Annotated in this window: 21 protein-coding genes; 8 read left to right on the top strand and 13 right to left on the bottom strand. The window is 59.2% G+C overall.

All coding sequences use genetic code 11. The features are described 5' to 3' along the window. Nucleotides 1–126: 126 nt before the first annotated feature. The 5 genes from ACOYO3_RS09125 to zwf all read right to left on the bottom strand — a co-directional run bounded on the left by ACOYO3_RS09125 (nt 127) and on the right by zwf (nt 4,916). Complete coding sequence (locus ACOYO3_RS09125; protein ID WP_002524805.1) at nt 127–924, bottom strand: DsbA family protein; 798 nt, start codon at nt 922–924, stop codon at nt 127–129. Between the two features lie 84 nt (nt 925–1,008). After that, nucleotides 1,009–1,512, bottom strand: coding sequence for a DoxX family protein (locus tag ACOYO3_RS09120; protein WP_002524804.1), 504 nt, complete (start codon nt 1,510–1,512; stop codon nt 1,009–1,011). A gap of 156 nt (nt 1,513–1,668) precedes the next feature. Next, entirely contained in the window at nt 1,669–2,403 is a 735-nt protein-coding gene (gene pgl, locus ACOYO3_RS09115) for a 6-phosphogluconolactonase (protein ID WP_002518421.1), read from the bottom strand. After that, nucleotides 2,400–3,332: a glucose-6-phosphate dehydrogenase assembly protein OpcA gene (locus ACOYO3_RS09110; RefSeq protein ID WP_002516967.1), complete on the bottom strand. Its 933-nt coding sequence runs from the start codon at nt 3,330–3,332 to the stop codon at nt 2,400–2,402. Before ACOYO3_RS09110 ends, pgl begins: the two co-directional genes overlap by 4 nt. A 9-nt stretch (nt 3,333–3,341) precedes the next feature. Then, nucleotides 3,342–4,916: a glucose-6-phosphate dehydrogenase gene (gene zwf / locus ACOYO3_RS09105; RefSeq protein WP_014167017.1), complete on the bottom strand. Its 1,575-nt coding sequence runs from the start codon at nt 4,914–4,916 to the stop codon at nt 3,342–3,344. Nucleotides 4,917–4,941: 25 nt separating this feature from the next. On the opposite strand from zwf, the gene ACOYO3_RS09100 reads away from it, so the two are divergent. The 3 genes from ACOYO3_RS09100 to ACOYO3_RS09090 all read left to right on the top strand — a co-directional run bounded on the left by ACOYO3_RS09100 (nt 4,942) and on the right by ACOYO3_RS09090 (nt 7,776). Further along, on the top strand, nt 4,942–5,073 hold the full coding sequence (locus tag ACOYO3_RS09100) for a hypothetical protein (protein WP_002526442.1): 132 nt from the start codon (nt 4,942–4,944) through the stop codon (nt 5,071–5,073). 67 nt (nt 5,074–5,140) lie between these two features. After that, on the top strand, nt 5,141–6,154 hold the full coding sequence (locus ACOYO3_RS09095; protein ID WP_002524802.1) for a heme o synthase: 1,014 nt from the start codon (nt 5,141–5,143) through the stop codon (nt 6,152–6,154). Nucleotides 6,155–6,267: 113 nt separating this feature from the next. Next, nucleotides 6,268–7,776, top strand: coding sequence for a sialidase family protein (locus ACOYO3_RS09090; protein WP_002525574.1), 1,509 nt, complete (start codon nt 6,268–6,270; stop codon nt 7,774–7,776). A gap of 101 nt (nt 7,777–7,877) precedes the next feature. Here the strand turns inward: ACOYO3_RS09090 and ACOYO3_RS09085 are convergent, their stop codons facing one another. From ACOYO3_RS09085 to ACOYO3_RS09050, 8 genes are all read right to left on the bottom strand, one after another. Beyond that, nucleotides 7,878–8,759 (bottom strand): COX15/CtaA family protein, encoded by an 882-nt coding sequence (locus tag ACOYO3_RS09085; RefSeq protein ID WP_002519276.1) that lies wholly within the window; start codon nt 8,757–8,759, stop codon nt 7,878–7,880. Continuing rightward, on the bottom strand, nt 8,756–9,547 hold the full coding sequence (locus ACOYO3_RS09080; protein WP_002524800.1) for an ABC transporter permease: 792 nt from the start codon (nt 9,545–9,547) through the stop codon (nt 8,756–8,758). The genes ACOYO3_RS09085 and ACOYO3_RS09080 overlap by 4 nt, the downstream gene beginning before the upstream one ends. After that, nucleotides 9,522–10,256, bottom strand: a complete 735-nt coding sequence (locus ACOYO3_RS09075) for an ABC transporter ATP-binding protein (protein ID WP_002524799.1) — start codon at nt 10,254–10,256, stop codon at nt 9,522–9,524. Before ACOYO3_RS09075 ends, ACOYO3_RS09080 begins: the two co-directional genes overlap by 26 nt. 43 nt (nt 10,257–10,299) lie before the next feature. Next, the gene (locus ACOYO3_RS09070; RefSeq protein WP_427305857.1) at nt 10,300–12,783 is read right to left on the bottom strand and encodes a sodium-translocating pyrophosphatase; all 2,484 of its coding nucleotides are present in this window, start codon (nt 12,781–12,783) and stop codon (nt 10,300–10,302) included. A gap of 163 nt (nt 12,784–12,946) precedes the next feature. Then, a complete protein-coding gene (locus ACOYO3_RS09065) occupies nt 12,947–14,008 on the bottom strand; it encodes a LacI family DNA-binding transcriptional regulator (RefSeq protein WP_002524797.1) in 1,062 nt (353 codons plus the stop codon). Between the two features lie 25 nt (nt 14,009–14,033). After that, the gene (locus tag ACOYO3_RS09060) at nt 14,034–14,939 is read right to left on the bottom strand and encodes a sugar ABC transporter permease (protein ID WP_002518395.1); all 906 of its coding nucleotides are present in this window, start codon (nt 14,937–14,939) and stop codon (nt 14,034–14,036) included. Further along, on the bottom strand, nt 14,939–16,543 hold the full coding sequence (locus tag ACOYO3_RS09055; protein ID WP_002524796.1) for an ABC transporter permease subunit: 1,605 nt from the start codon (nt 16,541–16,543) through the stop codon (nt 14,939–14,941). Before ACOYO3_RS09055 ends, ACOYO3_RS09060 begins: the two co-directional genes overlap by 1 nt. 100 nt (nt 16,544–16,643) lie before the next feature. Next, nucleotides 16,644–17,750 (bottom strand): sugar ABC transporter substrate-binding protein, encoded by a 1,107-nt coding sequence (locus ACOYO3_RS09050; protein ID WP_002519280.1) that lies wholly within the window; start codon nt 17,748–17,750, stop codon nt 16,644–16,646. Between ACOYO3_RS09050 and ACOYO3_RS09045 the strand changes: the two genes are divergently transcribed. The 5 genes from ACOYO3_RS09045 to ACOYO3_RS09025 all read left to right on the top strand — a co-directional run bounded on the left by ACOYO3_RS09045 (nt 17,734) and on the right by ACOYO3_RS09025 (nt 22,017). Further along, nucleotides 17,734–18,045 (top strand): hypothetical protein, encoded by a 312-nt coding sequence (locus tag ACOYO3_RS09045; protein ID WP_002520253.1) that lies wholly within the window; start codon nt 17,734–17,736, stop codon nt 18,043–18,045. The two genes, ACOYO3_RS09050 and ACOYO3_RS09045, sit on opposite strands and share 17 nt — an antisense overlap. A 178-nt stretch (nt 18,046–18,223) precedes the next feature. Beyond that, on the top strand, nt 18,224–18,988 hold the full coding sequence (locus ACOYO3_RS09040; protein WP_002516977.1) for a helix-turn-helix transcriptional regulator: 765 nt from the start codon (nt 18,224–18,226) through the stop codon (nt 18,986–18,988). After that, entirely contained in the window at nt 18,985–20,433 is a 1,449-nt protein-coding gene (gene sufB, locus ACOYO3_RS09035; RefSeq protein ID WP_002518390.1) for a Fe-S cluster assembly protein SufB, read from the top strand. The genes ACOYO3_RS09040 and sufB overlap by 4 nt, the downstream gene beginning before the upstream one ends. Before the next feature lie 160 nt (nt 20,434–20,593). Continuing rightward, nucleotides 20,594–21,694: a Fe-S cluster assembly protein SufD gene (gene sufD / locus ACOYO3_RS09030; protein WP_002519282.1), complete on the top strand. Its 1,101-nt coding sequence runs from the start codon at nt 20,594–20,596 to the stop codon at nt 21,692–21,694. Then, the gene (locus ACOYO3_RS09025; protein ID WP_002516953.1) at nt 21,694–22,017 is read left to right on the top strand and encodes a non-heme iron oxygenase ferredoxin subunit; all 324 of its coding nucleotides are present in this window, start codon (nt 21,694–21,696) and stop codon (nt 22,015–22,017) included. The genes sufD and ACOYO3_RS09025 overlap by 1 nt, the downstream gene beginning before the upstream one ends. Nucleotides 22,018–22,022 lie beyond the last annotated feature (5 nt).

Here is a 22,022-nt window from a genome sequence, read left to right as displayed (position 1 = left end):
TGTTCGACTCGGACAGGTCGCTAGACGAGTGGTATTCGCCAGTCGCCCAGGGTAATAGTGACGAGGAGCCTCGGGCCTGCCTCGGCCCCTTGTCACGATGGATTGTGGAAAATCAATGCCCCTATGTCAGTGGGCCTTCTTAATGGCTTGGAGCAGTTCGTCGGCGGAAGGAACGGATTGCATGAAATCCGCCCAACCGTCCCACGACTTTCCGTTGATGAGGAAGGCGGGAGTACCGGTATTACCGGACTTTTGCAATTCCTGCAGCCCCTTGTCGTTGCCGTTCTTGACGAACTGTTCAGTCTGCTTGTTGTCGTAGATGCGCTGGAACTTGGTGAGATTACTTCCGGTAATGCCGGCTTCGGCGGCGAATTCTTTGCGCAGTTGCTCATCGGTGTAGCCCGCGCCCTCGTCCTTAGACTGGTGGCGGTAGACGACGTCGTGGTAGGCCTCGAACTTACCTACGACGTCGGCGGCAGCAGCGGCCATCGCGGCGCGAGTGGAGGAGTCGTTATGCAGATTGCTATCCAAGAAGGTGAGGGTGTGGTATTCCAGCTTGATCTTTCCCTCGGCCGATAGCTCATTGAGAGGCTTGCCGAGCGCATCTTCCGCACCCTTACATGCGGGGCACTGGTAGTCCTGGAACACCGTGACTGTAGGGGCTCCGGCCTTCACCTTGTCAGGATTGAGGGTGTAGACGCCGTCCTTGGTAGCCGAAGGCGGAGTGATCTGGCCAGTGGTCGGCACATCGTCGGACTTGTGGTTCAGCCCGAAGACGACTGCGACGACTACCATCGCGATGATGACAACGCCTGCGGTGACGCCGATGATCCGGCGGCGCTTCTTGGCCGATTCCTGAGCTTCCCGTTGGGCGCGCAGGGCGGCCCGTTTAGAGGTGGTCGCAGTTGCCTTTTTATCAGCCATTGGTTGAAATCCCCTCGTGCCATCGATGATGTGTCGCACATGATGGTAGCCGGTCGGGTAACCGAACCGGTTGATCACTCATGCTCAGCTAGTAATCCAGTGATCCACGGACAGTGCCGAGCGGGGTCGGATAACTAGCCATACTCCGCACAAGGTGAGGCCGAGATCACGCAGGATGTCCAGGACATAAGTGCGCTGGGTGAGGTCCCAATTTCGGTCGACAGGCCCGCCATTGCCGAAGCACCCGCAGCCCAACGAGATGTGGCGCGCCCACACCGAGGAGATCCCGACGATGAAGACGACCATAGCCAGGGTGCCGAGAAGACCAGACCAGCGTGTTGCGATACCAAAGATGAGCATGAGTCCGACGATGATCTCGAGGATCGGCATCGTCCAGCCGATGACGGGGGCGAGGTCCCACGGCACGATCTGGTAGGTACGCACCGACCAGATCGTGGAGTCTATATCGGTGGCCTTGATAATGCCCGCAACGAGAAGAGTGGCACCGAGGATGATCCGGGCCGCCAGGCCCGCCCAGTCGCGCACTGTGGAAGAGCGCAACGATGGTTGAGAGTCCATATCTAACATCTTAGTCGGGTTCACCACAGTAATTGATATGTCATCTACAATGTGGATGACCCGTCGCCGATGGCTGTGCCGATCAGTTGCCCGGTCGTCCGGTCTGTGAGCCGCTGGACCACGCAACGGGGCTACGGCCATGGTGACGCCGTAGTTACCGCGGCATCACAGCGAGCAGTTGTACCTTGGTAGACCGATCGAGGCGTCATGGTCGACCATCCAACTCGTCTCGATAGTGCCGTTGGCCCAGGTAGCCGGCAAGGACTCGTCTCCAGCAAAAACCTTCTCGACAGCCTCAGCTTTTTCGGGCCCACTGACAAGGAACCAGACTCGTTTCGACCTGTTGATGACGGGCATCGTAACTGAGAGACGATCCGGCGGAGGTTTGGGAGCATCCGTGACACCAACAGCCAGCGCGGCCGTTGTGGGATTGAAGGAGGGATGGCCTGGAAACAGGGAAGCAACATGGCCGTCGGTACCCATCCCCAGCAAACAAATATCGAAGACGACGCCACCGAGCTCCTGGGCGTAGGAATAGGCGGCCTCGTCGGGATCGGCTTTGCCGTCGGCGGCGGGCATAACGTGGGTCTTTGAAGGGTCCAGACGGATAGCTGACGACAATAGGGACAGAGCTTGTAGGGAATTGCGGTCGGGATGACCGGTGGGGACGAATCGGTCGTCACCCCACCAGACGTGTAACTGGTCCGGACGAATCTTGGCGCATTCGGGAACGTCTTCCATAGCGGCATAGACGATATTGGCGATCCTCCCGCCGGTGAGACACAGGTCGATACGTTCCTGCGCGGCCTGAATCCTGACGATCGTCTGTACTAGCCGGTGGGCAACCCCCTCGGCCAGCCCCTGGGTGGATTGGTACCGCATGAGGCGTCGGCTTGTCATGACTCATCCCTATCATTTGTCAATGAGATTCGGCCCGCCCCATCGTGAATTTCAGCCATGACAGCGGTGAACACCTTGTCGGGGCCGAGCCGACGAAGCTCCTCACCGATGAGCATCTGTACCTCACGACGGTCCAGGGCTACTCCGCGCGCTGGTTCTCCCGGGATCCGGTAGACGGCGTATCTGCCGCTGCGACGGCGTATCTCGATGTCACCACCTGAGGTCGACATGACGATCGCGGAGATGCCGGGCGCGTCGGTTGTCACCCGCTCGACCGGGACGCCGAGACGCAATCCTAGCCAGGCTGCCAGCAGCATCGCCGGCGCATTACCGGCGGCTGACTCTACTCGAGCGGACTCGACGGTCGCTGGATGTTGATCCAAAGCTGCTGCGGCTAGGGCTCTCCAGCTGGTGGTGCGAGCCCAACACAGGTCGGAGTCACCCTCGGTCAGGTGAGCCGCACGGCGTATGAGGGCTTTGCACGGATCTTTGTCAGCTGCCGAATCGGTGATGCGGCGGTCTGCAAGGGCTCCGATGGGGTCCGAGGCGAGGTCATCAGGGCCGGAGAAGGGCCACCACGCAATGACGGGGGAGTCCGAGAGTAGCAGCGGAAGGATAACTGAGGCAGGACGCTTCGCCATGGCTCCGGAAAACCGCAGCACGATGACATCCCCGGGGGTGCCTTCACCGGCATGCACCTCGGCGTCAAGCTTGTCCTTACGAGAACGCGTCGTCACGACCATGAGGAGGCGTGACGGGTGCTGACGGGCGGCATCCCTGGCCGCCTCGAAGGCGGCATCGAAGTGGGAAGAGTCGCAGATGCAAATGAGGGTGTGAACCAACCCAGATCCAGAACCAACGGTACGACGGGCCTCCACGATGGCCCCACCAATCTTCGAGGCGGTGGTGTCGTTGAGCGTGACGATCATGTCTCCTCCTCAAGGCCTGCGCCAGACGAACCCGTCGCGGGCGATCATCTCGTCAGCCTCCGACGGTCCCCAACTACCGGCCGGATATTTGCACGGGGGAGTGTTGGACTCGGCCCAGAAATCCAGTACCGGGTCAAGGATCTTCCAAGCCAATTCGACCTCCTCATGTTGGGGGAACAGTGGCGGGTCGCCCAAGAGAACATCAAGAATGAGTCTCTCGTAAGCTTCCGGGCTGGCCTCGGTGAAGGAAGATCCATACGCGAAGTCCATGGTGACATCGCGAAGTTCCATCTGGGTGCCGGGCACTTTGGCGCCGAATCTCAGAGTAACTCCCTCATCAGGCTGAATACGCAGTACGACGGCGTTGGTGCCGAGAGCTGCGGTATCTGAGAAGGGTAGATGCGGGGCGCGCTGCAGATTCAAGGCGACCTCAGTGACTCGTCGAGGCATTCGCTTGGCAGTGCGTAGATAGAACGGAACTCCAGCCCAGCGTCGATTGTCGATGGTCAGCCGCACAGCGGCATAGGTTTCGGTGCGGGAGCGAGGACCGACTCCGTCTTCCTCAAGGTAGCCGCGCACCCTTTCGCCTCCTTGACGACCAGCCACGTATTGGCCGCGGCAGGTTTGGGCGAACATGTCGTCAGGCGGTTGAATCGCAGCTAAAACCTTGGTTTTTTCCGCGCACAATTGCTTGGCGTCGAAACTCGTCGGCTCCTCCATGGCGGTCAGTGCCATAAGTTGCAGTAAGTGGTTCTGGATGACATCACGGGCGGCTCCGATGCCGTCGTAATAACCAGCCCGACCAGCGATGCCAATATCCTCTGCCATGGTGATCTGGACGTGCGAAACGTAATGGTTATTCCAAATCGGCTCGAAGATCTGGTTGGCGAACCGGAACGCCATGATGTTCTGGACGGTCTCTTTGCCCAAGTAGTGGTCAATGCGGAATACCGATTCTGGGCTGAAGGCGCTGCTGATGATCTCGTCGAGATCGCGGGCACTTTCCAGATCGTGTCCGAAGGGTTTCTCAATGACGACTCTGCTCCAGTGAGAGGAGTCGTGGCCGGTCATGCCATGACGTTTGAGCTGGCTTATGACCGTTTCAAAAGACCTCGGCGGGATCGACAGGTAGAAGGCGTGATTACCACCAGTGCCTCGTTTCTCATCAAGTTCGCGGATGGTGTTAGCTAATCTCTCGAAGGCGTCGTTATCGTCGAATTCGCCGCGGACAAACCGAATGCCTTCGAGTAGTTGCTCCCACACCTCCTCGCGGAAAGGGGTACGGGCACGCTCGGCCACGGCGTCGTGTACGACCTTGGCGAAGTCCTCGTCCTCCCAATCTCGACGGGCGAAACCCACCAGGCCAAAACCTGGTGGGAGTAGGCCACGGTTCGCCAGATCGTAGACAGCTGGCATGAGTTTCTTGCGTGAAAGGTCACCGGTAACCCCAAACATGACTAGAACGCACGGCCCGGCGACGCGTGGCAGTCTGCGGTCTGAGGGGTCCCGCAATGGGTTGACGCGGTCGCCACGCAGTCCGCTAATCGCTCTGGTGGTGCTTCCTGGTGCGTCTCGACCTGCCACCTCACCCGTCCTTCCTGGTGATGTTGTGCGGAACCGTTATTCCACCTGCTCAACGGTAGCTGGTCGAACCACTGGTGATTGTGTTCAGCGACGGGCTGACACCGAGAACTCCATTCGGAAGGTTGGTGATGAGGACATCGGCGGTCAGAAAGCCTAAAATCGTCAAGACGGCTATTCGTGGCACTTCTCACTTCACGGATGTGCCGTGCCCAGCAGCGGCCGCAATGCCTTTCTCGATTTCGAAGGACACCGTGAGCAACCAGACGACGCACGTGGCGACGGCGCCAGCCTCTCAGCGTCCCGATCCTGTCGAGACTAAGCTGGAGCAGGAGCAAGGTCGTCCCCGGCTGTCGAGTCGTGATGTAGTGCATGCCTATGTGGCTCTGACAAAGCCACGCATCATCGAGTTGCTCTTGATAACAACCCTACCGGTGATGTTTCTGGCCTCCCATGGTTTGCCGAAGCTCGGTTTGGCGATCGCGACGATGGTTGGTGGACTTTTCGCTGCTGCCAGTGCCAACGTGTTCAACTGTGTCATTGACGTCGATATTGACCAGAAAATGCGTCGGACTCGGCGCCGTCCTCTCCCGCGTCATCAAGTGCCGCGTCGCAGTGCCCTTATTTATGGAATCATACTGGAGATAATTGCCACTATCATCCTGGGATTCGGCACGAACTGGTTATCAGCTGGGCTGGCGTTGATTGCCAACCTGTTTTACGTTTTCGTGTATTCGATGCTGCTCAAGCGTCGTACCTGGCAAAACACTATTTGGGGCGGTATTGCCGGATGCTTCCCGCCCCTTATCGGTTGGACCGCTGTCACCGGAAGCGTGAGATGGGAGCCGTTGGTGCTCTTCTTCATCGTTTTCTGGTGGACCCCACCGCATACTTGGGCGCTGTCCTTCCGGTATCGCGAAGACTATGAAGCCGCTGGCGTGCCCATGCTCCCGGTGGTCAGGGATGCCCCCGAAGTGACCATCCAGATCCTCATCTACACCGTGATGACGGTGGCGACCTCCTTGGTGTTGTGGCCGGTGGCCCATATGGGGTGGATCTACGTCGTCGTCGCAGTGGCGTCAGGCGCGGTATTCATCGTCGAGGCGGCCCAGTTGCTGCGCCGTGCCAATGCTGGCCTGCGTGATGCCTTACTCAAACCGATGGGTCTATTCCATTGGTCGAATACTTATCTGTCATTGCTCTTTTTGGCTATCGCGGTTGATCCGCTCATTCATCTGTGATGACCGTAATGCGGGTGTTATTGGCGGGTTTCCCCGCAGCCCCGTAACGTACCTTTTGGCCTTACCGTAACGGCTAGTAAGGCACGTCAACACCACATGCAAAGGAGCATGGCATGACTCTGACCACGAAACTGAGCGCGTTGACCATTGCCGGAATCATGGTCGTCATCGGGGTTCCCATGGTGACGCAGTCGGCTATGGCATCAGGCAGGGCTCCGGCCCCAGTTGCGGCCACCACCCAGCCGAAACTCGTCACGGGTGATATCACCAGCACCGATCAGTCGGGCACTAATCTCTTCTTCGGTAAGAAGATCGTCCGCAACGCCAGGGGAGCCATTATGAAAGTCGACCGGACATGGCCCGCAGCAGTGCCGGCACCTCTGCCGGATGTTCGTGCTGATTCGAGCACACGGATGCTCCTTGGCCCCGTCGTGGATTTGGCTGTCAATGAGCATCCGGCAGGCGTTTTTTACCGAATCCCAGCCCTTGCGACCGCTTCGAACGGCGATTTGCTGGCCTCCTACGATCTGCGTCCAGGGAGCGCCGGCGATGCGCCTAACCCCAATTCCATCGTGCAGCGCCGCTCTCGCGACAATGGTAGGACGTGGGGTCCGCAAACCGTCATCCATGCCGGGACCCCGGGTCGCAGGAAGGTGGGATACTCCGATCCTTCCTATCTCGTCGATCCAGCCACGGGCCGCATCCTCAATTTTCACGTGAAGTCCTACGACAGAGGATTCGCCACATCGGAGGTGGGCACGGACCCGGATGATCGTCATGTTCTGCACGCCGAGGTCTCTACCTCGACCGACAATGGACACACCTGGACCCATCGGGACATCACGCGCGAGATCACCCCGGATCCCACCACTCGAACACGATTCGTGGCATCAGGGCAGGGCATAGCGTTGCTCCACGGCCCCCACGCTGGACGTCTCATTGCCCAGATGACGGTGCGTAACAGCGTCGGCCAACAGGCCCAGTCGATCTATTCCGATGATCACGGCATCACCTGGCATGCTGGCAACCCGGTGGGCCGAATGATGGACGAGAACAAGGTGGTGGAACTGTCCGACGGTACCCTCATGCTCAATTCCAGGGACGCAGCCCGTTCCGGTCGGCGCAAAGTGGCCTATTCCCAAGACGGTGGCTTGACCTGGGGGCCGGTGAAGCTGGTCGATGACCTCATCGACCCCACCAACAACGCCCAGATCATTCGGGCCTACCCCAATGCCCGGGCCGGGTCGGCGAAAGCCAGGATCCTGTTATTCACGAATGTCCGCAATGCCACGGAACGGGTAAACGGTACTCTCTCGGTCTCCTGCGATGACGGACGGACATGGGTCAGTCACCAGACCTACATGCCCGGGGAAGTCGGATACACCACGGCAGCGGTGCAGTCCGACGGGGCGTTGGGCGTTCTGTGGGAGCGCGACGGTATTCGGTACTCCACCATTCCGATGGGGTGGTTGAATTCCGTGTGCCCGTTGGCTCCTTCCGGGAGGCCGACTTCTGGAAAACCAACTTCCGGCACATCTCTCCCGCCCACTGCAACTCCCTCCGGTTCTCTTCACGGAGGTGCCTCGTCGCGTCCCACTAGTTTGCCGCACACAGGAGACTGAGCGCTGACCAGGGCCGGAGGGCGGCGGGTCCCTGACGGGTCATCTGCACCGGCTACGACCTACGTAGCCGGTTAGGGGGTTGTCAATCTTCCAGTTCACGCTTAGGACTGCCGGTTGAGTACCGGCGAGGGCATAGGACGCACACTGCACCACAGGGCCCCGACTGCCGCTGCTGCTAAGGACACGCCAACCATGTGCCAGATAACTAGCCACGGGTTGAGGTGGGCGAAGTACTGCGAATATCCGACGATCGCCTGATAGATCTCCACCGACACCAAAATAATGCTCCAGCGACGCATCATGGCTAGATGACGGGTTGTGGCGATGACCAGGCAGGCGATCGTCAGTGCCACCGTGATCCACACCGAGATGCCGTGCAGCCGCGCGACGGTTTCGATGTTGAACCCGGTGCGCGCTGAGCCCGAATCACCGGCATTGGGCCCTGACCCCGTCACTACCGTTCCTAGCCACATGACAACGCACATCATTGCCACCGTGGCTCGCACTAGGCCCATCGTGAGTCCGTCAACGGCCTCACTGGAATGGGGGCCGACCAGCCAGATCATCTTGACGTTGACAAGGATGATCGCCACCGACATCAGCAGGTGCAGGGCCACCACAAAGGGATTAAGGCCCACCCGCACTGAAACTCCACCGATGACAGCTTGTAGAGCGATTGACACCAGGTTGATCCAGCAAAGGGCCATGAGTTGAGCTGTGATCTTGATCCGGTAACAGCGCACGAGAGCCCCGATAGCGACCGCGACAAGTACAAAGGTGAGGAGCCGGTTGCCGAACTCGACGAAGGAATGAATTCCCATCGCCTCATGTGGGGTGAACGATCCGGCGGTGCAGTGGGGCCAGGTGTTGCAGCCCAGGCCCGATCCGGTCAGACGTACCACTGCACCCGTGACGACGATGCCCATATTGGTAACGAGAGCTGCGATACACCAGCCGTACAGACGACGATCCCGGGCAGTCATGAGATCCACGTGAACACCTTTCGGGCCAACAGTCCGAGCAGAATCGCCCAGCCTGCCAGGCTTGCTAGTGGCCACCACAGAGTGTATCCAACTCCCCAGGCACGCAGTGACTCTCCGAGGGCAGTAGTAGGCAGGGCAGCGATGACGGGGCGAATGGCCTTTGGGTAATCCACCAGCGGCCACACTACGGCTCCTGCAACCAGACCGACGATGTATACCAAGTTGGCCAGTCCGAGAGTGACTTCGGCTTTGAGAGAGCCGGCCATTGCCAGTGCGGCGAGCCCGAATGTCATCATGGCGAGCGCAACGCTCACCAGGGTTGGGAGCCAGGCCAGGCCGGAACCGTGGGGGTGCCAGCCCAGCGCTAAAGAGACGATGACAAGCAGTATCACCTGAGCGAGACTGATAACGGAATAAGCCATCGCCTTGCCAGCTAGCAGACCCGACCGACCTAACGGGGTTGCGGACAATCGTTCGAGCACCCCGTAACGACGTTCAAAACCGGTCATGATCGCTTGGGAAGTGAAACATGTCGACCAGATGGCGAGCGCCAGCACTGAGGGTGCTAAGACGTCCATCGTCAGTCCGACCCGGCCGCCCAGGAAGCGCCCGGCGACGATGATCCCGATGGGAATGACGAGAGCCAGTAGCAGCTGCTCACCGTTGCGCATCACCAGACGCACCTCGGTGAGAGCGTGGTTACGCACGCGTGCAGCAGCCGGTGCGGCCTGAGGTGCGGGGTGGAGATCGAGTGTCGTCATGTCAATTCCTCCCTGCTGCGCGGTCACTAGTGTGAGTGAGGAACACATCTTCCAAACTCGACTCAGCGGTGAGCTCTAGCACAGTTCCATGAGTTGCGACCCTGCCGCGATCGACGATCCAGACGTGATCAGCCAGCCGTTGAGCCTCATCCATGTTGTGGGTAGTGAGCACGACGGAGACCCCGTCATGACGCATTTGCTCAACGATGTCCCACGTATGATGGCGGGCGTGAGGATCCATCCCTGAGGTCGGTTCATCGAGGAATACCAGCTTGGGGCGGCCAACCAGGGCGGCGGCAAGGTTGACGGCCTGCTGTTGGCCGCCGGAGAGGCGTCGATAGGTGGTGCGCGCAAAAGGGGTAATCGCTAGCGCTTCGATGAGGAGGTCCGGGTCGATGGGATTGGCGTGCAGACCCGCCATGTAGTGCAATAGCTCGCCAGCTCGGATGCCGCTCCAGGCACCGGCGCTCTGAGGCATAAGTCCGGTGGCAGCGGCGGCCTCGGGGCTGCCTGGGGCATGGCCAAGTACGTCGATGCGTCCAGAGTCGGGAGAGATGAGAGATGTGCAGCAGCGCATCATCGTCGTCTTACCCGCACCATTGGGGCCTAGCACAGCGGTGATAGCGCCGGTGGTAGCGGTCAAACTCAGACCATCAAGGGCAATAACATGACCGAACGTGACCCTCACGTCCTCGAGAAGCAGGACTTCTGTTGGAGCGTGAGGGTCCAGAGTCAAAGGGGTTTCCGGCACGACGGCCAGTGTAGAACCCTTCTGCCAATTACGACCCGCTGCCAGCCTCCTTAGCGACGACGCCGAACTCGTCAGGATCCTTCGTCGAGTCAATTCTCATGCCGTAGAAGGAACGGTAGACGAAGACGCAAGCGACGAGGATGAACACCGCGGCAAGAATGTAGGTCAGCAGACCGGCACCAATTGACACTGCCAACTCCACGGCTAGCAGGCCGAAAAGAGTTGTGAACTTAATGACCGGGTTAAGGGCCACCGATGAGGTGTCCTTGAACGGGTCGCCAACGGTATCACCAACCACCGAAGCGTCATGCAGCTCAGTGCCTTTGACATCCAGGTCCACCTCAACAATCTTCTTTGCGTTGTCCCAAGCGCCACCGGCGTTGGCCATGAAGATGGCTTGGTAAAGGCCGAAGATGGCAATCGAGATCAGGTACCCGATGAAGAAGTACGGATCGACGAAAGCGAACCCGAGGGCTGCGAAGAACACACCCAGGAAGATGTTGAGTATGCCCTTCTGGGCATACTCGGTGCAGATCTGGACGACCTTCTTGGAGTCTTTACTGGAGGCCTTGGTGGCGTTCTGATCGAGCTGCATATTGTTCTTGATGAACTCGACGGCCCGGTAAGCGCCGGTCGTGACAGCCTGCATCGAGGCTCCGGAGAACCAGTAGATGACGGCGCCGCCGGTGATGAGGCCGAGCAGGAATGGGGCGTGGGTCAGGCCTAGTTTGTTGACCTCAGCAGCATTCGATAGGCCCTCGGTGAGCATCATGATGATCGAGAAGATCATCGTGGTCGCGCCAACGACAGCAGTACCGATGAGCACCGGCTTGGCCGTGGCCTTGAAGGTGTTACCAGCGCCATCCTGAGCTTCCAAGATGTGCTTGGCGATGTCCCACCTGGGGGCGAATCCGTAGTGCTTCTTGAGCTCGTCGGAGACGTTCGGGATATCTTCGATAGTCGACAGCTCGTAGACGCTCTGGGCGTTATCGGTCACCGGACCATAAGAGTCGACAGCGATCGTCACCGCACCCATGCCGAGGAAGCCAAAGGCGACGAGACCGAAAGCGAAGACTGCCCACTTGACTTCGCTCATAGCTCCCATGTCGCCCAGGCCCGAGCCGGCGCCCGAGACGAGGAAGGATGCGCCCATTAGGGCGACGATGATGATGCCCAACCAGAATCCGGAGAAGTTACCGGCAACCAGGCCAGATAAAATGTCCAAGGAAGCGCCTCCCTCTCGGGCGCTCGTAACGACCTCACGCACGTGACGAGAATTCGTTGAGGTGAAAGCCTTGACGAGCTCCGGAATGAGGGCACCGGCCAGGGTGCCACAGGAGATGATGATGGACAGCTTCCACCACATCGTTCCGTCTCCCATTGAACCGAGCATCCACCGGGTAGTCAGGACGGTCAGCAGGATTGACATCACCGAGGTAATCCACACCAGGGAACTCAGCGGCTTCTCGAAGTCCATCTCCGAGACCGTGCCGTAGCGGGCTTTCGCGACGGCGTTGTTGATGAGGTAGGACACGAAAGATGCGATGAGCATGACAACGCGGACGACGAAGATCCACACCAGTAATTGGACCTGTTCCGTCTGATCCGGAACGGCTCCCAGTACGAAGGTGATGAGGGCCACACCGGTGACGCCGTAGGTCTCAAATCCATCAGCGGACGGTCCGACTGAGTCGCCGGCATTGTCACCGGTGCAGTCAGCGATGACACCCGGGTTACGGGCGTCATCTTCCTTGATGTGGAAGGCGATCTTCATGAGGTCAGCGCCAACGTCAGCGATCTTGGTGAAGATACCGCCAGCGATACGTAAGCAGGCCGCGCCGAGGGACTCGCCGATGGCGAATCCGATGAAGCACGGGCCAGCGAGATCGCCGGGTAGTACCAGCATGATGAAGAGCATGAGGGTCAACTCGACGCTGATGAGGACCATGCCGATGCTCATGCCAGAACGCATGGGAATGTCGAAGGTCTCCCATGGGGAACCGCGCAGTGACGCATGGGCGGTACGGGAGTTCGCGAAAGTGTTGACGCGAATGCCATACCAGGCGACTCCGAAAGATCCCGCCATCCCGACAAGGCTAAACAGCAAGATGATGAGTACCTTGGCGCCCATGTGTTCGAGGAGCAGGAAGTACACGACGATAACCGCAGCGATGAAAGCCCACAGCAGCATGAGGAACTTGGCCTGCTGCTTAAGGTAGGTCTTACAGGTTTCGTAGATGAGTTCGGAAACCTCATGCATCGCCTCATGGACGGGTAACTTTTGCAGCTTGGCATACGTCACCAGACCGAACCCTAAACCGAACAGGCAGATCACCAGTCCGATCCACAGCAGGGCAGTCCCGGAGATGTTTCCGACGTGCTCATTGAGAGGAGGCAGCTTTAGATTGGCCTCACCGCCACCTCCTCCCTTGGTCTGCCCGCCGGAACCACATCCAGCTAGAGCGAGGGTGGTAAGAAGTATGGGCAGTGCGCAGCTACGTAGGCGCTTCATGGGGAAACCCCCTTGTCAACCTTGTTCACGATGCTGTCTCTCCTGAGAGCTCTCGTGTACCTGCATCCGTGCAGGCCTACTTCTAACCGTATGACGTGATGGTCCCCTTGTCAGCAGTCAGAGTCGTGATGTGCAGAATGTCACCGGGCGAAGCGGGTATCGCTCATAGGCACAGCGCGGCTGAGTGTTGGCGGCTCACCGAGGGATTCATGGTCGACGCTCGGGCCGATGCCGTCGTACCCCGGATGACGAGCTCGGGTCGCACCAGGCGCTCACCGAAGAAGGCGGTGTCGCCGCGAATTGACCCCATGAGGGATTGGACCGCCATCGTGGAAATAAGCTCGACGTCTTGACGAAGACTCGTTAGTGGAGGATCGGTGTACCTCATGAGGTCCGAGTCATCGCACCCAATCACTGATACATCATCGGGAACCGATAATCCTTGCGCCCTTGCGGCGCGAATCGCTCCCAAGGCCATCAGGTCGGAGCCGCAGATGATGGCGTTGACCCCTTGGCCGAGCAAATCAACAGCAGCACGAGCCCCGCCGTCAACAGAAAAGACCGTATTGCTGACGGTGACCCTGCCCCGTCCCTCGAGATGACGATCCATGGCAGCCCGCAAACCCTGTTCCTTACGTTGCACCGGAACGTATCGTCGCGGACCGACGGCTAGACCTAGGTGCTTGTGACCTAACCCAACCAAGTGCGCAACGGCCTGATCCATGGCAGATATGTCGTCGTCACTGATCTGGGGAACCGCAATGCTGGGGGAGTAACCGTTGACAAGAACCAACGGAAGTCCGACGTCAACCAGTTCGTGGTAGGTAGACATGTCTGCCGTGGTGTCGGCGTGAGACCCCGACATGACGATGATCCCGGCGACCTGACGCGACTGCAGAACCCGGATGTAGTCATCCTCACGCATGCCACCGGGGGCTTGGGTACACACCGCAGTGGCGTACCCCTCCCTAGAGAGCAAGGTCTCAATGGCTTGGGCGTGGCTCGCGAAGACCGGATTGGTGAGTTCAGGAACGATGAGCCCCACCAGGCCGGTAGTGACGGGTTTGAGATGGGTGGGGCGTTGATACCCCAGTACGTCGAGGGCGGTGAGGACACACTGCCGGGTGGGGCTAGATACTCCAGGCTTGTCGTTGAGGACTCGCGAGACGGTCGCCTGGCTTACGCCCGCTTGATAGGCAATATCAGCCAAAGTTGGTCCGCTCATATTTCCTCCCGGCAACGTGTCAGCATCATTTGACGGCTCCGCCGGTCAGACCGGAGACGATGTACTTTTGGAGCCACAGGAACAACACCATCGGGGGCAGGGCGGCGAGGACAGCGCCGGCCGCGAAGACACCCCAGTTAGAGCTGTTTTCGGTGGACACGTACTGGTACAAGCCGATGGCCAGGGTGGAGGTGTGCGGGTCAGCGCCGAGGATCACTGAGGCCACGACATACTCGGTAAAGGAGCCAATAAAGCTCAGTAGACCCACGACCGCCAGAATGGGGGCTGCTAACGGCAGGATGAGGGTAAAGAATATACGGGCGTGGCCGGCACCGTCCACTCGTGCTGCCTCGTCAAGGGATTGTGGCACGGTGTTGAAGAATCCGTACATGAGGTAGGTATTCGCTCCCAGAGCGCCGCCCAAATAGACCATGATGAGAGCCAATCTTGACCCAATGCCCAACACCGGGTAGACGTCACCGAGCCAGGTAAGCAGTAGGAAGATGGCGACAACCGTCAGCAGCTGCGGGAACATCTGCACCAGCATGAGGGCCAACAGCCCGCCACGGCGTCCTTTGAAGCGCATCCGAGAGAAGCTGTAGGCGGCCAGCGCTCCCAGGAAGACGGTTAGCACTGCGGTGACAGCGGCGATGATGAGGGTGTTGAGGTACCACTGCGCATAAGGACGCACCGGGTCACTCACGAGTTTGGAGTAATTCGAGAAGTCGGTCTGGGAGAACAGTTTGTTCGAACCAGTCAGGGTGCCACCCGGTGCGAGGGAGGCCGAGAGGACATAGACCAGGGGGAAGGCCGCGAAGACTACGGCGATGATGCCAAGGAGGTGACGCCACCACTGCGACTTGAACCGCTTAGAAAACGGGGTGTTGCGGTTGGCATCTTTGATTGCAGAAGACACCGTTGCGGTGCTCATCAGTTGACCTCCTCAAGGGATTTGGTCTGGCGGAACCCGAGCCAGGAGATCACGCCAACAATGATGAAGATGATGACAGAGAAAGCGCTCGCCAGGCCATAGTCGCGTTGAGCTCCAGAGAAGGCAACCTTGTACACCATCGAGATAAGGATGTCGGTAGCGCCGACGTCGAGGCTGGTGTCGGTGAACCGGGGGCCACCGAGAGTCAGCATGTAGATGAGGACAAAGTTATTAAAGTTGAAGGCGAAAGAACTGATGAGCAGCGGGGCTAGTGGCACCATGAGCAGCGGAAGCTTGATCTTGGTAAAGATTCGCCAAGTGCTTGCGCCGTCGAGCCGAGAAGCCTCCAGAATGTCGGATGGGATGGACTGCAGGGCACCCGTCGAGACGATGAACATGTAGGGGAAGCCCAGCCACAAGTTGACGATGAGAACGGCTGCCTTAGCAATCCAAGGATTAGTCAGCCATGGGATCGATACTCCGCCCAACAATACTTGGTTGATAAAGCCGAACTCTTGGTTGAACATGCCTGACCACACCAGGGCCGACAAGAAGCACGGGAAGGCGTAGGGCAGCAGCATGAGTATCCGGTAGGTCTTCTGCCCCTTCATAGATGCGTCATTGAATAACAGGGCCAGGGCGAGACCGAGGGCGAAGGTGGTGAGTACCGACAGCACCGCGAAGGCGAACGTCCACGCTGTTACTCGTAGGAATGGCCCACGTACGCCATGGTCGGTGAGAGCCTTCTTGAAGTTGAAGAACCCGACGGTAACTTTCCAGCCTGGCTCTAGCGATTTACCAGAAGCTGAAACGAAATTGCCACGCCCATTGTCCCTATAGACGGTGCCCTTTTTATCGGTCATCGTCCCGGCTTTCTTATCGTAGGTCATCGTCGAGATGAACTCGAAGGCTTGCGAGCCGGTGGTGGTGCGGATGAATCCAGCCGAAGAGTCCTTGGAGACGGGAACCCGCAACTGGGAGATCTCGTTACTGCGCTGGGACACCTCGGAGAAAGGGAGGACGCGGTAACCCGGAAGATTCTTGATCTTGCCTAAAGAGTTAAGCTCAGCTCCCTCGACCGGTTCTAGAGGTTGGTTGGGAGTGCCAGCGTGTACCTTTTTGGTGCCGGGGTCAATGACGATCAGGGCCAGCTTGCCGTCCTTTTCGGCGACGCTAGAGTTGTACGCCGGAGCGTTGGGGACGCGTTCCTGGTGGTTGCGTTGGATGGCGGCGACGGCGTCGTCACGGCTGCCGTTGTGGCCGTCACCATAATTCGTGAAACCCACATAGATCGTATAGGCCATTACGCCTACCGAGAAGATAACCATGAAGATGATGCCCGGTGCCAGATACTTGGCAGGCAACATCCGGTTGGGCGGCAAGTATATGACGGTAACGATGATGGCGACAGCAGCGATGACGATGGCCATCAGGGGTGAACTGTGAGCAATAGCGGTCATAACGCCGTAGACGGCGATGGCGTCGAGGATGCCGAGCAAGGCGATCTTGGTGATCCAGGCCCACAGCGACCCGGAGTACTTGCCGCTCGCTGCGGCGACACGTTTTTCTCGGGCCTTGCGATTGATGGTTAACGATGACGACATGATGTGGGGATTCTCCGATTCCACGGGTCATAGGAAACGCCGTCATTGGCGTTGCGAGGGTGGGGCATACTATGCGGTATGCCCCACCAGATAGCGGCGATCAGACTTTCTTGATCTTGTCGTCGATGGCCTTGACCATTGCGTCCCAGGTGGCCTTCGGGTTAGAGGCCTTGCCGCTGATAATTTCGGCCTGAGCAACGCCCCAGTCGGCCCACACTGAGCCCATGGCCGGGATGTTTGGCATCGGGACGGCCTTTTGACCGACGGCACCGAATGCGGCGACGTCTTTATCAGTTTTGGCTTTCTCAAAAGCCTGCTTGCTGGCCGGCGGACGGTGTCCAACTTTGAACAGTTCGGTTTGGACGTTGGGGTTTCCTATGTACTCGACGAGGAATTTTTGAGTGGCGACGGCGTCTTTAGTCTTGGCGCTCATCCAGAACCCCTGGACGCCGACGAACGGTGTGGCGGGCCGATCACCTGCTGAGGGGACCTCACTGATCTCATACTTGATGCCGGCCTTTGTGAAACTGTCGAGGCTCCAGGGGCCGGTGAGGATAAATGCTGCCTGGCCCTTAGCAAACAGATCCTTCGATATGTCTTGAGACACGTTTAGGTTGAAGTTCTTGGTCTTGCCTTGATCGGCTAGCCAGGAGGCAAATTTCTCGCCGTTGGTACCTCCCATGGCGACCTTGCTGGAATCGAATCCTTTGTCCTTGAGCTCAAAGACCGGAGCCCCGAAGGAGGCCTGGAATGGGTACAGGTGGTACGGATCTGACTGCTTGGGATCCAAACCGACGAGGAAGGGGTACTTGGCCCCGGACTTCTTGCCCATCTCGATCATGTCGTCGAAGGTCTTCGGGGCGTCCTTGACGAATGTGGTGTTGCGAACTAGGGCGATGTTCTCGGTGGCGTAGGGGACGCCGTAGATCTTGCCGTTGACGGTAAACGCCTGGATGGCGACGTCCTGATAGGCGGAGATTTCACCGAGCTCCAAGGGGGCGATAACGCCATTTTGGACCATGCGCCCGGTGGCGTCGTGGGCGGCGATGGCGGCGTCGGGGCCCTTGCCGGTGGGCGCCTGGGTGATGAAGTCGTCGGGAATCTTGGCGAAGTCTTTGACGGCTAGTTTGACGGTGACGCCGGTGTCGGATTTGAACTGCTCGGCAACTTTGCGCAAGACGGGTTCACGGTTGGAGTCGGTCCACACCAAGATTGAGCCGGCGGCTCCAGCTGCGGAGGAGTTCTTACCTGATGACGAGGACGCGGATGTGGAGGGGGAGTCGTTGCCACCACATGCGGACAGGACGCCGATGGCAGCAACACCGAGGCTTCCAAGGAGCATTGAGCGACGGGTGATGTCGGACATGGGGTCACACCTTTCGAGGCAGCTCGACGCTCATCGTCGAGCGAGGGTTCTTACATTAGGAGGACATTTCGTTGTCACTGCCTTGCAAGCTGACGCAATTCTTGCAAAATCTTTCATGGGTGTCCAGGGTGTTTGATGTGAGTTTTCTCTCAGCGTGTGTATGCATGTGAGATGCGGTTGGGGCTGTCGTTCCTGTTCTGTATGTCGGTGCGATGACGGCAGTAATTATTGGGTTTTCGAAGAGTAGGCTGCTCGCAGCTTCGTCTTAGGGCTGACTTACTTGCACCAGTCCTCTTTTAGGCAACAATGGAGTTGTGAAAAATTCGACCGACACCGAGGTGGCCGTCGCAGGTCGCGACATCGTCGGCGAGCACGAGCAGGAGACTGCGGACAGCCCCACGAGAGATCGTGTGATGTCGTCCATCCTGCACAATGGTCCGTCGACGGCCAGTGAACTGGCCGATCGTCTTGGTCTGACAGCGGCGGCGGTACGTCGCCATCTCAGTGCTCTTGTGAGTCGGGGTCTCGTCGATTCCCGTGAGAAGAAGGTCTTTGGAGCTCGCGGAAGGGGCCGACCTTCCCGCGTGTTCTTCCTGACCGATCACGGGCGTGCCGACTATTACACCGCCTACGACGACCTGGCGATATCGGCCCTTCGGCAACTTGCCGATGCAGCGGGCCCCTCTGCTCTTGACGCGGTGGCTAAGGCTCGAGTCGATGACATCGAGTCGCGTTACCGAGCGCTGCGTCAGGCGCGCCCCGACGAAGTCCCGGCTCAGCTGCTGGCTGAGGTACTGTCGGCCGACGGCTATGTGGCCACCATTCAACCAGCTGGTGCGGGGCAACAGATCTGTCAACATAATTGCCCCGTAGCGGAGGTGGCCAAGGTCTTCCCGCAGCTGTGCAATGTCGAGACTCAGCTGTTTTCGGAACTCCTTGGGTCTCACGTTCAGCGGTTGGCGACGATCGCGCACGGTGACGGGGTATGCACTACCCACGTTCCCGTCGATGTTGAGATTACTCGTCGGGCACTAGCCGAGCCGTCCAAGAGTCCATCCATCCGAAAGGACCATTCATGACCCAGGTTGACACTCCCGCAAGCCTCCCGGGCGCCGGTGCCAGTCAAGACGAACACCTGGCTGCCCTGAGTGGCTACAAATATGGTTGGCACGACTCTGACGCTTACGCCGCGGCTTCCCGGCGCGGACTGTCCGAGGATGTCGTGCGTGGCATATCGGCTATGAAACATGAGCCACAGTGGATGCTCGATATGCGGCTCAAGGCTCTCAAGCTTTTCCAGCGCAAGCCGATGCCGACCTGGGGTGTCGATATCAGCACGATTGACTTTGACCAGATCAAGTACTTCGTGCGTGCCCAGGAGCGTCAGGCAGCGTCCTGGGAGGACCTTCCCGCCGATATTAAGAACACCTACGACCGTCTGGGTATCCCGGAGGCTGAGAAGGATCGGCTGGTTGCCGGCGTTGCCGCCCAGTACGAGTCTGAAGTGGTTTACCACAAGATTAACGAGGAGCTCGGCAAGCAGGGTGTCGTCTTCCTCGACACTGACACTGCGCTCAAGGAGGAGCCTGAGCTCTTCCGCGAGCATTTTGCCAGCGCTGTCCCGCTCGGTGACAACAAGTTCTCCGCCCTCAACTCTGCGGTGTGGTCGGGTGGCTCCTTCATCTACGTGCCGAAGGGTGTCCACTGCACCATCCCGCTGCAGGCCTACTTCCGTATGAATACCGAGAATCTCGGACAGTTCGAGCGGACCCTGATTATCGTCGACGAGGGCGCGTACGTTCACTACGTCGAGGGCTGCACTGCCCCGATCTACAAGTCGGATTCCCTGCACGCCGCGGTCGTCGAGATCATCGTCAAAAAGAACGCTCGCTGCCGTTATACGACCATCCAGAACTGGTCGAACAACGTGTACAACCTCGTCACCCAGCGCGCTTACGTCGAAGAAGGCGGCACGATGGAGTGGATCGACGGCAATATCGGTTCCAAAGCCAATATGAAATACCCGGCTTGCTACCTCATGGGCCCCCATGCAAAGGGTGAGGCACTGTCGGTTGCTTTTGCTGCTGAAAGCCAGCACCAAGACACCGGCGCCAAAATGGTCCATAAGGCCCCCTACACCTCGTCGACAATCGTCTCCAAGTCGATCTCCCAGGGTGGGGGGCGCTCCGCGTACCGCGGCCTGGTCTCCGTCGGTAAGGATGCCCATCACTCGTCTTCAGCTGTGCGTTGTGACGCTCTGCTCGTTGACGACATCTCGCGCTCGGACACCTATCCCTACAACGACATCCGTACTGACGAGGTGTCGATGGCTCACGAGGCTACTGTCTCCAAGGTGAGCGAGGACCAGCTGTTCTACCTCATGCAGCGTGGTCTTACTGAGGAAGAGGCGATGGCCATGATCGTGCGCGGATTTATCGAGCCCATCGCCAAAGAGTTGCCGATGGAGTACGCCCTGGAGCTCAACCGACTCATCGAACTGCAGATGGAGGGTGCGGTCGGCTGATCCGACCCCGGCCCCAACGAACCCCACTTTTTCGAGAAAGAGAGACACCGCGTTGAGCGCACCAGTTGCCGCGCCCGGCAAGGGCCACAACGTCACTATCGAAAACGACGTCGAATCCCATCTGCACCCCACCCCATCATGGGAGATCGCTGACCACCCCATGCCCACCGGGCGTGAGGAGATTTGGCGGTTCACCCCGATTAAGACCTTCATACCGGTTCTGTCCGAGGTCGCCCTCGAGCCACGTCAGGAGGCCGGCATCATCGACGTCGACGTCAAGAGGGCTGACGGCATCACCGTCACCGACCTGGCCACGAGTGAGCTGAAGAAATTGGCCGAGACTCCGCAGGATCGTCTGTCGGCCTTGGCCGCAGCTGACCCGCACGCCGTCAATCGCCGCGTCGTCATCCCAGCCGAGACCTCCCTCAAGGCCCCGGTCGAAGTCACCGTCGCCGGTCACAACGATGAAATCGCCTGCCACCACAACGTAGTCGTCGAGATCGGTAACCATGCCGAAGTTACCGTCATCGTGCGTCACCGTGGCGTGGCTCACCTCGGTGAGAACTGGACATTCCGCATTGGCGACGGTGCACAGGCTACGGTGCTTTTCGTCCAGGAGTGGGATGATGCTGCTATCCACGGGGCTCAGGTTTCCTTTGAAATTGGTCGCGACGCCACCGTCCGCACCGCCCAGGCCAGTTTCGGCGGCAAAGCCGTACGCATCTGTCAGACGGCCTCCTACAACGGCCCCGGCGGCAATCTGACCCAGCTCGGCGCTTACTTCGCCGATGCCGGTCAGCACATCGAGCACCGTCTGTTTGTCGATCACAACGCCCCCAGCACCGAGTCTCACGTGGACTTCCGCGGCTGTTTACAGGGCAAGGATGCGCACTCAGTGTGGATCGGTGACGTGCTTATCCGCCCGGTGGCAGAGGACATTGACACCTACGAGTCAAACAAGAATCTCGTCCTCACCGAGGGCTGTCGTGCCGACGCGGTACCAAACTTGGAGATCCAGACCGGCAATATTCGCGGCGCCGGACACTCGGCCTCCACTGGCCGTTTCGACGCCGAGCAGCTGTTCTACCTGCAATCGCGGGGTGTCGAGGAGGCTGAGGCCCGCCGCCTTGTCGTGCATGGTTTCTTCACCGACATCGTCCGTAAGATCGGCGTGCCCGAGATCTCTGAGGAGCTTGTGGCCCGCATTGAGGCCGAACTTGTCGAGAGCCTCGGATCCTCCCCCTCGGTGGAGGAGGGCTGATGTCCGTCGTCACTACCCTTTCGGCCCTGAAAGAGAACTCCCCGCAGGAGTTCGAGGTCGACGGCATCGACGTCGTTCTGGTGCGCACCGACGGCGAGGTCTTTGCCGTTGGAGCTACTTGTACTCACGCCGAGGTGCCAATGGTCGATGGAGAGGTCGTCGATTGCGGCTTGGAGTGTTACATGCACGGCTCCTTCTTCGACCTGCGTACAGGGGAGCCACGTAGCCTCCCCGCCACCGAACCACTTTCCGTTTACCCCGTGACTATCGACGGCGACAACGTTCTCGTCGACGTCGCCAATCCCATCACCAAGGAGTCCTGAACCAC

The organism is Cutibacterium sp. KBN10P07758 (assembly GCF_050286205.1).
Classification (GTDB): domain Bacteria; phylum Actinomycetota; class Actinomycetes; order Propionibacteriales; family Propionibacteriaceae; genus Cutibacterium; species Cutibacterium acnes.
Note: the sequence above shows the minus strand (reverse complement) of the source record. Positions and strands in the feature narration are given on the sequence as shown.

Excerpts from the sequence above, each read along its gene's own strand:
- ACOYO3_RS09125 (WP_002524805.1), bottom strand. The coding sequence starts at position 924 with ATGGCTGATAAAAAGGCAACTGCGACCACCTCTAAACGGGCCGCCCTG.
- ACOYO3_RS09120 (WP_002524804.1), bottom strand. The coding sequence starts at position 1,512 with ATGTTAGATATGGACTCTCAACCATCGTTGCGCTCTTCCACAGTGCGC.
- pgl (WP_002518421.1), bottom strand. The coding sequence starts at position 2,403 with ATGACAAGCCGACGCCTCATGCGGTACCAATCCACCCAGGGGCTGGCC.
- ACOYO3_RS09110 (WP_002516967.1), bottom strand. The coding sequence starts at position 3,332 with ATGATCGTCACGCTCAACGACACCACCGCCTCGAAGATTGGTGGGGCC.
- ACOYO3_RS09095 (WP_002524802.1), top strand. The coding sequence starts at position 5,141 with ATGCCTTTCTCGATTTCGAAGGACACCGTGAGCAACCAGACGACGCAC.
- ACOYO3_RS09090 (WP_002525574.1), top strand. The coding sequence starts at position 6,268 with ATGACTCTGACCACGAAACTGAGCGCGTTGACCATTGCCGGAATCATG.
- ACOYO3_RS09085 (WP_002519276.1), bottom strand. The coding sequence starts at position 8,759 with ATGACTGCCCGGGATCGTCGTCTGTACGGCTGGTGTATCGCAGCTCTC.
- ACOYO3_RS09070 (WP_427305857.1), bottom strand. The coding sequence starts at position 12,783 with ATGAAGCGCCTACGTAGCTGCGCACTGCCCATACTTCTTACCACCCTC.
- ACOYO3_RS09065 (WP_002524797.1), bottom strand. The coding sequence starts at position 14,008 with ATGAGCGGACCAACTTTGGCTGATATTGCCTATCAAGCGGGCGTAAGC.
- ACOYO3_RS09060 (WP_002518395.1), bottom strand. The coding sequence starts at position 14,939 with ATGAGCACCGCAACGGTGTCTTCTGCAATCAAAGATGCCAACCGCAAC.
- ACOYO3_RS09055 (WP_002524796.1), bottom strand. The coding sequence starts at position 16,543 with ATGTCGTCATCGTTAACCATCAATCGCAAGGCCCGAGAAAAACGTGTC.
- sufB (WP_002518390.1), top strand. The coding sequence starts at position 18,985 with ATGACCCAGGTTGACACTCCCGCAAGCCTCCCGGGCGCCGGTGCCAGT.
- sufD (WP_002519282.1), top strand. The coding sequence starts at position 20,594 with ATGCCCACCGGGCGTGAGGAGATTTGGCGGTTCACCCCGATTAAGACC.
- ACOYO3_RS09025 (WP_002516953.1), top strand. The coding sequence starts at position 21,694 with ATGTCCGTCGTCACTACCCTTTCGGCCCTGAAAGAGAACTCCCCGCAG.